Annotated in this window: 13 protein-coding genes; 7 read left to right on the forward strand and 6 right to left on the reverse strand. The window is 71.1% G+C overall.

Annotation, left to right across the window (positions count from 1 at the left end; all coding sequences use genetic code 11):
• Window positions 1–56 precede the first annotated feature (56 nt).
• From DSY14_RS03735 to DSY14_RS03765, 7 genes are all read left to right on the forward strand, one after another.
• Window positions 57–740, forward strand: coding sequence for a 1-acyl-sn-glycerol-3-phosphate acyltransferase (locus DSY14_RS03735; RefSeq protein WP_211715009.1), 684 nt, complete (start codon window positions 57–59; stop codon window positions 738–740).
• A gap of 282 nt (window positions 741–1022) precedes the next feature.
• Complete coding sequence (locus DSY14_RS03740) at window positions 1023–2369, forward strand: FAD-dependent oxidoreductase (RefSeq protein ID WP_211715036.1); 1347 nt, start codon at window positions 1023–1025, stop codon at window positions 2367–2369.
• 384 nt (window positions 2370–2753) lie between these two features.
• A complete protein-coding gene (locus DSY14_RS03745) occupies window positions 2754–5675 on the forward strand; it encodes a penicillin-binding transpeptidase domain-containing protein (RefSeq protein ID WP_211715010.1) in 2922 nt (973 codons plus the stop codon).
• Window positions 5676–5792: 117 nt separating this feature from the next.
• Window positions 5793–6263 carry a hypothetical protein gene (locus DSY14_RS03750; protein ID WP_211715011.1) on the forward strand — a complete coding sequence of 157 codons (471 nt, stop codon included), beginning with the start codon at window positions 5793–5795 and terminating at the stop codon, window positions 6261–6263.
• Window positions 6253–6588 carry a transcriptional regulator gene (locus DSY14_RS03755; RefSeq protein WP_211715012.1) on the forward strand — a complete coding sequence of 112 codons (336 nt, stop codon included), beginning with the start codon at window positions 6253–6255 and terminating at the stop codon, window positions 6586–6588. The genes DSY14_RS03750 and DSY14_RS03755 overlap by 11 nt, the downstream gene beginning before the upstream one ends.
• A 786-nt stretch (window positions 6589–7374) precedes the next feature.
• Window positions 7375–7644: a hypothetical protein gene (locus DSY14_RS03760; protein WP_211715013.1), complete on the forward strand. Its 270-nt coding sequence runs from the start codon at window positions 7375–7377 to the stop codon at window positions 7642–7644.
• A gap of 150 nt (window positions 7645–7794) precedes the next feature.
• Complete coding sequence (locus DSY14_RS03765; RefSeq protein ID WP_211715014.1) at window positions 7795–8043, forward strand: hypothetical protein; 249 nt, start codon at window positions 7795–7797, stop codon at window positions 8041–8043.
• Between the two features lie 100 nt (window positions 8044–8143).
• Here the strand turns inward: DSY14_RS03765 and DSY14_RS03770 are convergent, their stop codons facing one another.
• The 6 genes from DSY14_RS03770 to DSY14_RS03795 form a co-directional block, all read right to left on the reverse strand.
• Window positions 8144–8500 (reverse strand): DUF3040 domain-containing protein, encoded by a 357-nt coding sequence (locus DSY14_RS03770; protein WP_211715015.1) that lies wholly within the window; start codon window positions 8498–8500, stop codon window positions 8144–8146.
• 187 nt (window positions 8501–8687) lie between these two features.
• Window positions 8688–9821, reverse strand: a complete 1134-nt coding sequence (locus DSY14_RS03775; RefSeq protein WP_211715016.1) for an ABC transporter ATP-binding protein — start codon at window positions 9819–9821, stop codon at window positions 8688–8690.
• The gene (locus tag DSY14_RS03780; RefSeq protein WP_211715017.1) at window positions 9821–10645 is read right to left on the reverse strand and encodes an ABC transporter permease; all 825 of its coding nucleotides are present in this window, start codon (window positions 10643–10645) and stop codon (window positions 9821–9823) included. The genes DSY14_RS03775 and DSY14_RS03780 overlap by 1 nt, the downstream gene beginning before the upstream one ends.
• A complete protein-coding gene (gene modA, locus DSY14_RS03785) occupies window positions 10642–11493 on the reverse strand; it encodes a molybdate ABC transporter substrate-binding protein (RefSeq protein WP_211715018.1) in 852 nt (283 codons plus the stop codon). The genes DSY14_RS03780 and modA overlap by 4 nt, the downstream gene beginning before the upstream one ends.
• Window positions 11486–11887: a molybdopterin-binding protein gene (locus DSY14_RS03790; protein WP_211715019.1), complete on the reverse strand. Its 402-nt coding sequence runs from the start codon at window positions 11885–11887 to the stop codon at window positions 11486–11488. The genes modA and DSY14_RS03790 overlap by 8 nt, the downstream gene beginning before the upstream one ends.
• 196 nt (window positions 11888–12083) lie before the next feature.
• Window positions 12084–13718, reverse strand: a complete 1635-nt coding sequence (locus tag DSY14_RS03795; protein WP_211715020.1) for a glycoside hydrolase family 10 protein — start codon at window positions 13716–13718, stop codon at window positions 12084–12086.
• Window positions 13719–13962: the final 244 nt, after the last annotated feature.

A 13962-nucleotide genomic window follows, 5' to 3' on the forward strand; every position in this document is an offset into this window, starting at 1 on the left:
CCTCGACGCCCGCGGAACCCCACCGCACTCACCCACCGAGAAGGGGCGACTCCATCGTGTCACTATACGGAGCGGCCAAGGTCGTCGTCGCGCCCGCCACCCGCATGATGTGGCCCCAACACGTGGAGGGCGCGCACCACGTGCCCGAGAGCGGCCCGGTGATCCTGGCCGCCAATCATCTGGCGCTGATCGACCCCCTCTTCATCGGCGTCGCCTGCCGCAGAGAGGTGCGCTTCATCGCCAAGCGGGAGCTGTTCGACGAGAGCACCCTGCTGAAGAGGACCGTGGCCCGGGCGCTCCGCGCCCTCGGCCCGCTCTCGGTGGACCGCCGCCCCGGGCAGAGTTCCCAGGAGGCCATGGACAACAGCCTGGCCGTTCTGCGGGGCGGCGAGGTGTTCGGTATCTTCCCTGAGGGAACCCGCTCCCCCGACGGGCGCCTGTACAAAGGACAGACCGGCCTGGCCTGGCTGGCCCTGACCACGGGCGCGCCGGTGATCCCGGTCGCGCTGACCGGCACCGAGCGCATCCTGCGCCCGGGCCGCAGACTGCCCTCGTTCAACCGGGTGGGGATCCGCTTCGGCGAGCCGGTGGACCTCTCCCCCTGGGAGGGCCGGGCGGACAAGGCCAGGCCCCGCAGGGAGGCGACCGACGCGATCATGGACGCGATCGCCAAACTGTCGGGGCAGGACCAGGTGGCCCGGTTCGCCGCGTCGGTCAAGGCGGAACTGGAACAGCAGTGACTTTCCCCACAGCCGACACCGGGCTGATTCGCCCTTGACGGGGCGTTGACCCCCAACTGAGGGACCCTTCGTCGAGCGTGGATCCGGCCCCTGGCCTGGATTCCGATCACCGGGGTCCCGGTGGGGCGCTCGTGCTCACCCTGGGGACGGGAGCAGAATTCCCCACCCGTATAGTAGGTTTTCCCGGTGGTCCCACCGGATAGATTAGGCAAGCCTTACCTTTTGATGGCGTCCGACCCTGGCGCGAAGACTTGGAGCTGTGCGATGACGCGACCACTGCGAGTGGGAATCGTGGGTGCGGGCCCGGCGGGCATCTACGCCGCGGACCTGCTCACCAAGGACGAGACCCTGTCCGCGTGCGGCACGTCCGTCAGCATCGACATCCTCGACAAGCTGCCGTCACCGTATGGTCTGGTCCGCTACGGCGTGGCCCCCGACCACCCCCGGATCAAGCAGATCCAGGGAGCGCTGCACAAGATCCTCGACAAGCCCGAGATCACCTTCTACGGCAACGTCGAGTACGGCGTGGACCTCAAGCTGGAGGACCTGCGCCGCCACTACGACGCGGTCATCTTCGCCACCGGAAGCGACCGCGACCGCCCGCTGGACATCCCCGGCGTCGACCTGCCCGGTAACCACGGCGCCGCAGACTTCGTCTTCTGGTACGACTCCCACCCGGACGTCAACCCGTCCTGGCACGTCGACGGCACCAGCGTCGCCGTGATCGGCGCGGGCAACGTCGCCGTCGACGTCGCCCGCATCCTGGCCAAGGACGCCGACGACCTGCTGTCCACCGACATCACGGACAACGTCTACGAGGGTCTGCGCGCCAAGGGGATCACCGACGTCCACGTGTTCGCCCGGCGCGGCATCGCCCAGTGCAAGGCCACGCCGATGGAGCTGCGCGAGCTGGACAAGCAGCCCGGCGTCGAGGTCCTGGTCTACGCCGAGGACTTCGACATGGACGAGGGCAGCCTCAAGGCCTGTGAGGACTCCAACCAGGTCAAGACCAACGTGAAGGTCCTGCAGAACTGGGCGATCCGCGACCCGCGCGGGGCCGAGCGCCGTCTGCACCTGCACTTCCTCAACGCGCCCGTGGAGATCCTGGGCGAGGACCGGGTCACCGGCATCCGCACCGAGCGCATGGAACTCACCGGCGACGGCAACGTCCGGGGCACCGGTGAGTACGTCGACACCGAGGTGCAGGCCGTCTACCGGGCCATCGGTTACCTGGGCTCGCCCCTGGCCGACCTGCCCTTCGACGAGGAGCGCGGTGTGGTCCCCAACTCCGAGGGGCGCGTCCTGGACCTGGACGAGAACCACATCGACGGCGTCTACGCCACCGGCTGGATCAAGCGCGGCCCGGTCGGCCTCATCGGCCACACCAAGGGCGACGCTCTGGAGACCATCACCAACCTGGTCGCCGACCGCGCGTCCTTCACCCCGGCGACCGAGCCCGACCCGGTGGCGTTCGAGGCCCTGCTCGCCGAGCGCGGCGTCGGCTACACGACCTGGGAGGGCTGGCAGCGCATCGAGGCCAGGGAGGAGGAGCTGGGCGCCGAGCGCGGCCGCAAGCGCCTCAAGCTCCTCAGCCGTGAGGACCAGACCAACGCCGCACGCCTGGCGTAGCCGCGTGTGAGCTTCCCGGCCGGTCCCGCGCCCCTCTGCGGGACCGGCCTTCGCTCTTTACCCGCCCCCGCCTCTTCTGGCACCGTGAGATTGTGCATGCGGCTCTCTCCAGGTTCGAGGAACAACTCCCCGAGCCGATGGGTTAGAGTCACTGTTGGTCGGTGTGGTAGCAAGTGTCCCCCGGGCCTCAACTATTGCCTTCGCGGAATACCGCGTCCGGCACCCGCCCTTCGGGGTGGGACGGACCGGACGGCCAGGAGCCCCGTTGTGCCCCGCGCCGAGAGGCGACCGCCATGCCGACCATCATCCTCGTGCCCCGCTCCCACCGAGGTGGGAGCGGGGCATCGTGGTATCTCCAGGAAACGTAACGAAGGACGGTCAGGCGTGGACGAGCGGTCCCCCCGGCAGCCGGATTCCTCCGGACCGCCCGACGATCTGTCGGACGGCACGAAAGCGCGTCAGCCGCGCCCGGAGAACCCCTACCGCATCCCCGAGCGGCCCCCCGGGTCCCGTCCCCGGGACACCGGCGGCTTCGGTTTCGAGCACCCGCGCCCCGCGGACCCCGTCACCCCGGCCGAGCCGGAGCCGGAGTCGAGCGGCCCCTCCACCGAGGCCTGGGAATCGCCGCGCGAGGCGAGTGAGGACCCCCTCGGCTCCGACGGGCCCGGAGACCGGTCGGGCTCCGGCGAGAACGCACCGTGGGACCCCTCCGAGGACCACCGCTCGCCGTCCGCGCCCCTCGACCACGAGCAGGACGACCGGGCGCGCTTCGGCGAGCCGGAGCCCACCCCGACCGGGTGGGGGCTCACCCCGGAACCGCCCGCCGCCCAGGACAGTTGGGGCCACACCCCTGGCACCGATGATCGGGAACGCTGGGGCGCACCGGTTCCGGAGACGGGCGGCGAGGACGGCGCGGCCGGCCGACGCGCTCCCGACGAACCGTCGTGGGAACGCCCCGCCGAGGACCGATGGGACACCCCCGGTGACGGCGGCGACGCCTCCTGGGACCGGCCCGCCGAGCCCGCGCACGACCAGTGGTCCACGCCCGCCGCGACCTCGCAGTACGAGGACCGGGGAACCCCGGCGGAGGACTTCGGGCCCACCTGGAACACAGGAACCGGACCCTCCGAGAGCGAGCGGACCCAGAACACCTGGGACGAGCGCCCCGAGCCCACCTGGGGCGCCGGAGCCAACCCCTCCTGGGGCGAGACGAACGACCCCGAACCCTCCTCCACGCACTGGTCCGCCCATGCCCCGGGAGAGGACCGATGGGACGCCCCAGCCGAGGCGGGGTCCGCTCCGGCCGGTTCCGGACCCTCGAGTGAGGACTACTGGGGCGCCGCGAACAGTGGCGCGCAGGGCGGCTGGGGGCAGGACCCGCGGGAGCCCTCCTCGTCGGAGTCCTGGCAGACGCCCTACGGCGGGCAGCCCACCTACGGTGGCGACACCCCGTACCCGGGTTCGGCCCCGCTGCGCGGCGACGAGGACCACCGGTCACAGGAGGAGCACCGCGGGGAAGGGTACGAGTACCTCTACGGCGGTGCCGGCGGCCATGGGACCGGTGGGCCCGGAGGGCCGCACGGCCCCCACGACGAGGACCCCTACGGCGACGACGCCTACGAGCCCGGTCCCCCGCCGAAGAAGAAGTCCCGCCGCGGGCTGATCATCGGGCTGGTCGCGACCGTGGTCGTGCTGGCCCTGGTCGGTGGCGCCGCCGGGTGGTACGTCTACACCCTGCCCCAGCCGGAGGAGGCCACCTCCGAGTACGAGAGTGCCTGGGAGGAACAGGACTTCGCCCGGCTGGCGGCGGTCACCATCGGCGACGACGCCGAGGCGATCCTCGGCGGGATCGACACCGGTCTCGGTGTGGACGCGGTGGACGTGGAGATCGGCACACCGGTCACCGACGGTGGTACGGGCAGCGCCGACTACGAGGTGACGGTCTCGCTGACCAACGCCGACGACTGGGGTTGGGAGGGCGAGCTTCCGCTGGTGCGCGAGGACGGCGAATGGTGGGTCGACTTCTCCCCCGAGGTCGCCTACCCCGGTCTGGGCGAGGGCCAGGTGCTGGCGCGGACCGCCGTGTGGGGCGAGCGCGGCGCCATCGAGGCGGCCGACGGCACCCGTCTGGACTCCCCCGACGCCTCCGGTTCGCTGCAGATGATCGCGGGCGAACTGGGCGAGGCCGACGAGGACGACGTCGAGCGGCTGGGTCCGGCGTACAGCGTCGGCGACACCGTCGGCAAGACCGGGCTGCAGCGCACCTACGAGGAGCGTCTGGCCGGTGAGGCGGCGACCACCATCCTCATGGTGGACGCCGCCGAGGCCGAGGATCCCACCTCGTTGGAGGCCACCGAGGAGAACACGGTGGCGACCCTGGACGGATCCGACGGCGAGTCGATCACGACCAGCTTCGACATGGGTGTCCAGAACGCCGCCGCGAGCGCCATCATCGACGCCGACGACCCGGCGGGGCTGGTCGCGATCCGACCGTCCACCGGCGAGATCCTGGCCGCGGTGAACGTGCCCGGCGGCTTCAACCGGGCCTTCGAGGGCCAGTACCCGCCCGGTTCGTCGTTCAAGATCGTCACCTACAGCTCGCTGCTGGACAACGGTCTGTCGGTGGACGCCACCATGGACTGTCCCGAGGAGTACGACCTGGGCGGTTGGCCGTTCCGTAACGCGGGCGGCGCCGAGTACGGCGATCAGTCGGTGACCGAGGCGTTCGCGACGTCCTGCAACACCGCGCTGGTGCACGAGATCGGGGAGTACCTGACCCCGGAGACGTTGCAGTCCAGTGCCGAGCAGTTCGGCATGAACAAGGCGATGGACATCGGCGTGAGCACCCACGAGCCCAGCTTCCCGGCGGTGGACAGCAGCACCATGATGGGCGCGCAGGGCATCGGCCAGGGACAGATCCTCACCTCCCCGCTGCACATGGCCACCGTGCCGGCCGCGGTGGCGGACGGATCGTGGCGGCACCCGGTGCTGGTCACCGAGCCGAGCCAGGACGACCTGCCGGAGCCGACCGCCATCGGCAACGCCGAGGCTCTGCGTCCGATGATGCGCGCGGTGATCACCGAGGGCACCGCCGAGGACGTCGACTTCGACGGTGAGGTGTTCGGCAAGACGGGCACCGCCGAGTTCGGGACGGCCGAGGACGCCGACGAGGACGACGAACTGCCCAGCCACGCGTGGATGGTCGGTTACAAGGGCGATGTGGCGTTCGCGCTGGTGGTCGAGGGCGGCGGTGGCGGTTCGGCCGTGGCCGGTCCGTTGGCCGCGAAGTTCACCAACGGGCTGTAACCGCACCCGACGTCACGAGGGCCCCGCCGTTCGGCGGGGCCCTCGTCGTGTCGAGGGGTCGGCGGGAGAGACCGCCCCCGGTTGCTCAACCACTGGTCAAGTGAAACACTTGACTCCATGGAAAGTCATCAGTCGCCCCAGAACCCCACACCCGACGGGGCCCGTGCCGCGCTCGACGCGTTGAACGCCGACCGTTCGGCACTGGCCGACCGCATCGTCACGCCGCCCTGGTTCTATCCCGGGATCGCCGCGGTCACCACCGCCTTCGTCGCCTCCCCAGCCGCCCCCTCGCCCCTGATCCAGTGCGTCGTCGTCGCTCTGGGAAGCGTCGCCCTGATCTCCCTGGTGCTCGCCTACAAGAGGGTGACCGGCCTGGCGATCAGCCGCACGGCGGGCCCGCGAAGCCTGGCATTGCTCATCGTGCTCGGCGCGCTCGTCGTGCTCCTTCTGATCACCTCCCTGGCCCTGTCGCTCATGGACCGAGAACCCTGGGTGGCCGCCACCGCCGCGTTCACCTTCGTCATGATGTGGGCGGGCTGCCTGGCCTACGATCGCGCCTACGACGCCGAGTTGCGCCGTGGAGCCTGACCCGCGTTTCGACGAGGCCATCCACGCGCCCACGCGCCTCCGAATCTGTGGACTGTTGCGGCCCGTCGACAGCGCGGACTTCGCGGTCCTGCGCTCCACTCTGGGCCTGAGCGAGGCCAACCTGTCCAAGACCCTGCGCAGTCTGGTCGCGCTCGGCTACGTGCGCACCGACAAGGCCGCCTCGCCCTCCCGGGCGGACGCGCGACGCACCACGACGGTCGCCCTCACGTCGCACGGCAGACGGGCCTTCGACGCGCACCTGGCGGCGCTTCGCGACCTCGCGAACGGTCGGCTGGCCCCCTCCGTCGACCGCGAGGACGACTGACTCGCACGAGCATCCGGGTGCGGCGCACCCGTCAGTGACACCGGAGCCGTGAACCTCCTCGCGCGGCGATCACGTCACCCCCGACCCGAGTGTGCGCGCGGGACCACGGACGGGCCCGGTGTCGGGGCGGGGACCTCCGATCACACGCCGCCCTGCCACCGATCCCTCCCCCAGGCAGGCGACGCGCCCCGGCATCGGGGCGTGGCCGCACGCGCAACCGTGACCACACGCGGGCGGGACCGGCGATCCCGGTCCCGCCCGCGGGGCGCGGCACGGTCGTACGTACCACCATGAATCATCCGGTCAGGCCGTTCATCCGCTTATGCCGCACACCCCGGAGAAAAGCACCTCACATTTCGAACTGCACTCCCATGAGACGTTTTCATGAAGGAGGTCTGCCTTTCTCGAATTTGCCGTTGCACGGATTTTTACGCCGCCCGCGTGAACCCCTGAGAATGTTCGTTCACGACGCGACACGAACACGCGAGGAGGCCGGTGGACATGTTCCGACATAGTCACCCCGCAGGCCGCGAACGCCGCCGACAGGGACCACCGGGCCGCAGAACCCAAGCAGCAAGGCGCGTGTCGAGGGCAATGGTCGAGTCACGTGGACTCCTTTTTTGTTTAGCCTTATTTCGCACATCGACGATTGACGGAACGGTCGAGTGGATATCTCATGGGGTGGAAGCCGGACACCGGCTTCACTCGGACGAACCACAGTGATCCGAACGGCGCCCGATCGAAAATGGGCATCCCGGATGGATCGCACTGAGAGGACAATCGTTGATGAACCGTAAGACCGTGAGCCGCATCGCCTTCGCCGCCGTCGTCGCCCCCGCGCTCGCCTTCGGCGCGCCCGCCGTGGCCATGGCCGACAGCTTCTACGCCGCCGGTGGCAGCTACGCGGGGCCCCTGGGCGCCGGTCAGGAGTCCGTCTTCTCCGCCGCCGGTCACGGGCACGGCCACGGCAAGGGTGGCTCCATCTACGTCCACAGCTTCGACCACGCGGGCCCGTGGGGCGCGGCCCAGGGCGACATCATCAGCGGCGCCCGCTAGCGGAGTCGGACGTGTGCGGCGGGCGATGACCACAGGCACCCCGGGGCCCTGACCCGGGACACGGGCCCGCCGATCACACCCCGAGAGAGACGGGGGCCGGTGCGCACCGCGCCGGCCCCTCCTTCCCCGTTCACACGAAGGACATCGCCCATGACCCTTTCCCGTCGCACCCTCACCACGACCGTCCTGGCCCTGGGGTTCGCCCTGGGCACACCGGCGTTGGCGGCGGCGGACGCGCGCTTCCACAGTCAGGACGGCCGGGCGGGCCCCGAGGGGGCCTCCCTCACCATGGTCCACAGCGTCGTCGGCGCCGACGGCTCCGTCTCCTTCACCACGGTGACCTACACGGCGGGCGCCCTCGGCGCGGGAGCCTCCCACGTCACCGGCGGAGTGGGCTGAGCCCCGCCCGCTCCGTCACCGCCGACGGTGGCCGGGCATCCCACAGGGGGCGCACCGGCCACCGCCGCGTTCCCCGGACGCTTCTCTCCCGGGGACGCGACTATCCGGCCGGGCCGGCGGGCGCGGGCGGGTCGTTCACGGGCTCCCCCTCGGGCGCCGGTCCCGGGTCGCCGGTGTCGACGCCCTGGCTGCTCTCCGAGGTTCCCGCGGGCCTGGGCTGTTCCGGCTGTGGCGCATTCGGCGTCACCACGAACAGCAGCACCAGCAGGGCCGCGGTGACCGCGGCGATCAGGGCGCAGGCGACCCAGGGTCTCCAACTCTGCAGACCGGGGTCGACCGGGGCGTCGGGGTCCTCCGTCCCGAAGGCCTCCAGACGGCCGGCCAGCTCCGGGGCGTCCTCACTGAGCTGTTTCTCGATCTGCGCGAGGATCCGCCGCTCGTGCTCTCTCAGGGACATGGCACCCTCCTCGGCCGCCGGGGGAAGGACTGTGTCGTCGCCGGGTGCTAACAGTCTCCCCCGGGCACGTGGCGCTTACCCGGTCGCCCACAGGATTTATTCGTCCGATTTGGTCGATTCGTAAGGACGGGCCGAACGTTCCCCCGGGAAGGACCACCCGACCTCACCTGCACGGGGTCCTTCGACCTCACCCGGGGTAACACTCGACCTCGGCGGCCTTCACCCCCGCCCAGACCTCCTCGCCACGGGCGAGCCCGAGTTCGGCCAGGGCCGCCGGGGTGATGTCGGCGACCAGCGACAGCGGCCCCTCCAGATGCACCCGCACCTGATCACCGAAACGCTCGACCCCCTCCACACGGAGCCGCCACATGTTGCGCGGGCTGCCGTGGGGATGGTCCCGGTAGAGCGCCACCGCGCGCGGCGGGAAGGCGACCAGCGCGGGACCGTGGTGGGCTTCGCGCACCGCCACCGTGGCCGTCGTGTCCGAGCCGTCCTCCCCCAGGGTGACGGTGTCGCCGTGCGCCCGACCCCGGAACAGGTTGAGGCCCACGAGGCGGGCGACGTAGGTGGTCCGGGGGCGCCGGGCGACCTCCGCCGGGGTGCCCTCCTGTACGAGCCGGCCGCCCTCGATGACCGCGATGTGATCGGCCAGCACCATGGCGTCCAGGGGATCGTGGGTGACCAGGACCGTCACCCCGTCGAACTCCTCCAACAGGTGCCGCAGCCGGGACCGCACCGCCACGCGCGTACTCGCGTCCAAGGCCGCCATGGGCTCGTCCAGCAGCAGCATGCCGGGGCGGACCGCCAGTGCGCGGGCCAGGGCCACACGTTGGGCCTGGCCACCGGAGAGCCGCCGCGGCCGGGCGGCGACGTGGTCGGCGAGGTCCATGTGCTCCAGCAGGGCCCGGGCGCGTTCCCGCGCCTCGGCACGCCCCACGCCCTGACAGCGCGGCCCGAAGGCGACGTTGTCCAGAGCGCTCAGGTGTGGGAACAGCAGGTAGTCCTGGAAGACCATCCCGACGGGACGATGCTCCACGGCGGTGGTGGTGTGGTCGACACCGCCCAGACGCACGTGGCCCCCGGTGAGCGGTACCAGCCCGGCCAGGGCCCGCAGCGCGGACGACTTACCCGCCCCGTTGGGTCCGAGCAGGGCCAGGATGCTTCCGGGCGGGCAGGACAGTCGGACGTCGAGCGTGAAGGAGCCCCGGGTCGACCGGAGGTCGGCGTCGAGCCCCCGATGTCCGTCCGCGACGGTGTCGATCGGCGCGGCGTCGGTCGGGGCCGTGTCGGTCTGGGGGCCGTGGGCGGATCGGTCGACCATCAGGCGTTCACCCACCTCTCGCGCAGAGTGGCCAGGACGGCCAGGGAGACCAGGAGCAGGACGAGGCTGAGCACGATGGCGGCCTCGGGGTCGCGCTGCATGGCCATGTAGACGGCCAGCGGCATGGTCTGGGTGGTGCCGGGGAAGTTGCCCGCGAAGGTGATGGTGGCGCCGAACTCGCCCAGGGCGCGCGCCCAGCACAGCACGGCGCCGGCGCCGATGCCGGGCAGCACCATGGGCAGGGTCACCCGGGTGAAGACGGTGACGCGGCCGGCACCCAGGGTGGCGGCGGCCTCCTCGTAACGCCGGTCGGCGCCCCGCAGGGCGCCTTCGACGCTGATCACCAGGAAGGGCATGGCCACGAACACCTGGGCGATGACCACGGCCGCGGGGGTGAAGGGCAGGGTCAGTCCGAACCAGTCGTCCAGGTACCGCCCGACCAGACCGTTGCGGCCCAGCACCAGCAACAGGGCCACGCCCCCGACCACCGGAGGGATCACCAACGGAACGGTGACCAGGGCGCGCACCCAGCGGCGACCGGGGAACTCGGTGCGCGCCAGCATCCAGGCCAGGGGGACTCCGAGGAGCAGGGAGACCAGCGTGGCAACGGTGGCGGTCGACAACGACAGCCACAGTGCGGTCAGCACCTCGGGTTCGGTGACACGCGCACCCATGGTGGACCAGGGAGCGCGCACGAGCAGCCCGACGAAGGGCAGTACCAGGAACGCCAGGCCCACCAGGGCCGGCACGACGAGGATCCAGGGCACCCGACCCGGCCGGGCGCGCACGGCGCGCCGGTCGGATCGGGTCACGAGGGAGGTCACGGGGTGCCGAACCCCGCCTCCTGCAGGACCGGGGCGCCCTCGGTGGTGACGAACTCGACCCAGGCGGCGGCCAGTTCGGGGTCGCCCGAGGCGCCGAGCACGCCGATCGGGTAGTCGTTGACCGCCTCCTCGGCCTCGGGGAAGTCCAGTCCCTCCACACGGCCCTCGGCGGAGATGACGTCCGTGGCGTAGACGAGTCCGGCGTCCACCTCGTTGAGTTCGACCTTGGTCAGGACGGCGCGCACGTCCTCCTCCAGGGTGACCGGGGTGATGTCCAGGTCGGCGGAGTCGAGGGCGGCCAGGGTGGCGGCCCCGCACGGCACCTCCTCGGCGCAGAAGGCCACCGCGACGTCCTCGTCGGCCAGGTCGGCGAAGCCCTCGACCCCGGCGGGGTTCTCCGGCGGCACGGCGATCTGCAGCGTGTTGGTGACGAAGACCCGCCCGTCCTCGCCGTGTTCGGCGGCCCAGTCGGCGTCCAGGCCCTCGCCCTCGACGACCTGTTCCATGGTGGCGGTGTTGGCTGCGGCGAACACGTCGGCGGGCGCGCCGGAGTTGATCTGCTGGGCGAGTTCGCTACTGCCGGCGAAGTTGAAGGTGATCTCCACCTGGGGGTTCTGCTGCTCGAAGGAGGCGGCGATCTCCTCGAACACGTCGGTGAGCGAGGCGGCGGCGAAGACGGTGAGCTCGCCGGCCGGTCCGTTGGCCTCGGTCTCTCCCGCGCCTTCGCTCCCGTCTCCGGTGTCGGAACCCGAGCAGGCGGTGAGCGCCAGGGTGAGCGCGGCCAGGGCGGCGATCGATCCGCGGGCGGTGCCCCGCGCGCGGGGGTGACGGGGCAGGGACTCACGCATGGTGTTCTCCGGTGGTCTCGACGATGACGTTGGTGGACTTGACGACCGCGGTCGCCACGGTCCCGACCTCCAGGCCGAGCTCGTCGGCGGCCTCGCGGCTCATCAGGGAGACCACCCGGTGTGGTCCGGCCTGGAGCTCGACGGCGGCCATCACCTGGTCGCGGACGACGTTGGTGACCAGCCCCTGGAAGCGGTTGCGGGCGGAGGAGACGCGACGACCGGGGTCGTCGTCGGCGCCGGCCCGCATGAAGGCGGCGAGCTCGGCTCCGTCGAGGCGGCGGCGTCCCGAGGCGTCGCGCTCCGCGGGCAGCCGTCCGGAGTCGACCCAGCGGCGGACGGTGTCGGCGCTGACACCGAGCAGCTCCGCGGCCTCACTGATCTGGAAGGTGGGCATGGGATGAACTTACTCGTCTCAGATGCGAGGACATAATGGATGTTCGGCTAGCAGATCATAACTTTTCCGGGGCTCCCCTGGACCCTCCGACAGAAGCGCGCGTGGTCGCGCGTGGTCGCGCGGGGGCGGCGCGCACGAGAAGGGCCCGCATCCCCGAAAGGATGCGGGCCCCGGCCTCATGGGCGCGGCGACCGGCTCAGCCGCGCACGTCGGCGATCGCGCCGACCGGACCCTCCGCCCGGTAGTCGTCGAGGGCCGTGACGACGTAGCCGGCGCCGTCCTCCAGGGGCTCGGTGTCGGTCAGCGTGGGCTCACCGGTCATGCCGACCAGGTGCTCCGCCGTGAGCGCCGAGCAGTAGGCGTCCTCGTCACCGGACTCCAGGGCCTGCGCGGCCTCCGCCGGCAAGCGGTAGAGAGCGTAGAAACGGGCGTCCTCGACCTCGTTCCACTCCACCTCGACGCCGGAGTCGACGCTCCGTGCCTCCACGTCGTCGACCGCGCCGGCCCGGGGCCCCTCGCCCTCGGGGTCCTCGATCACCGGAGGCAGCGCCGCTTCGGAGTAGTGGCCGCCCAGCAGGTGGTCGACCGCGCCGGCGTTGTCCCGCATGCTCTTGATGGAGAAGTAGATGTCACCGGAGACCTGGTCGAGCTCGCCGGAGTAGTCGAGTTGGGTGCTCAGGGCGTCGTCGTCGGTCCAGCCGTCCTCCCCCAGGCGGTAGGCGGCCTGACCGACGTACAGGTCCACGTCGGTACCCTCGACCTCGTCCGCCCACCAGTCGGTCATGGCCTCGTAGTCGGCGGTGGAGAACCCGCGCTCCCAGTACAGCTGGGGCGCGACGTAGTCCACCGTCCCCTCCTGGATCCAGGTGCGGGTGTCCGCGTACTGGGCGTCGTAGGACTGCAGGCCGGAGCTGGGCGAACCGGCGGGGTCGGTGGAGTCGTTGCGCCAGATGCCGAACGGAGAGACCCCGAAGCTCACCCAGGGCTTGGTCTCCTGGATCCGACCGTGCACGTCCCGCATGAGCTGGTCGACGTTGTCGCGTCGCCAGTCGCCACGGTCGTCGAAGTCGCCGCCGTGGGCCTCCCAGCTGGCGTCGTCGTCGAAGGTGGCGCCGTCCTGCGGGTAGGGGTAGAAGAAGTCGTCGAAGTGCATGCCGTCGATGTCGTAGCGCTCGACGACGTCCATGATGACGGAGGTGACCCACGCGCGAACCTCGGGGTTGCCGGGGTCGACGTAGGCCTCGCTGCCGAAGTCCACCAGCCAGTCCGGGTTCTGCACCACGGGGTGGTCGTCGGCCAGGTTCTCCACGTCGGGGTCCTGCAGGCCCACACGGTAGGGGTTGAACCAGGCGTGCAGTTCCAGTCCGCGCTCGTGCGCCTCCTCGACCGCGTACTCCAGCGGGTCGTAACCCGGGTCGCCGCCCTGCTCGCCGGTCAGGTAGCGGGCCCAGGGCTCCAGCTCGGAGTCGTAGACGGCGTCGGCGGTGGGACGGGCGTGCAGGAAGACGGCGTTGAGGCCCATCTCCACGGACTCGTCCAGCCACGTGTCGAGTTCGGCCTTCTGTTCGTCGGCCGACAGCCCGGGTTCGGAGGGCCAGTCGATGTTGCGCACGGTGGTGAGCCACGCACCGCGCATCTGCCGCTTGTCGTCGTCGGCCTGACAGGCGACGGGGGCCGCGATGCCCTCACCACCGGGCTCGCGGTCATCGTCGGAGGCGGGATCGCCACCATTGGCGGAGCAGCCCGCCAACAGCACCGTGGCGGTGGCCACGGCCGCGGCCCACCGGCCCCCGGCGCGCGGCGTGGTCAGGGCCCGAGCCATGGATCGCATCAACGTTCTCCTTCGGGGATGTACGCGCGTCGCCGTTCCCCTGGCGCCACGCCGCGACCCAGAGTAGGGCAATATGTCAAGTTTCGGATACGATTCAGCCAATGTGTGGATAACCTCGCACCGTCCCGGCCCCGGGAATGTTCTCGCAGGTCAATGAAGCACCGTGGGGACAGGGCCCCGGGAGTGGGCACACTCCCCTGCAGGCAAAGAGTGCACTCCACGTGACCGTCCGAGGTGGGGAACG

It is taken from the genome of Nocardiopsis sp. MG754419 (assembly GCF_018207095.1).
In the GTDB taxonomy this organism is placed as follows: domain Bacteria; phylum Actinomycetota; class Actinomycetes; order Streptosporangiales; family Streptosporangiaceae; genus Nocardiopsis.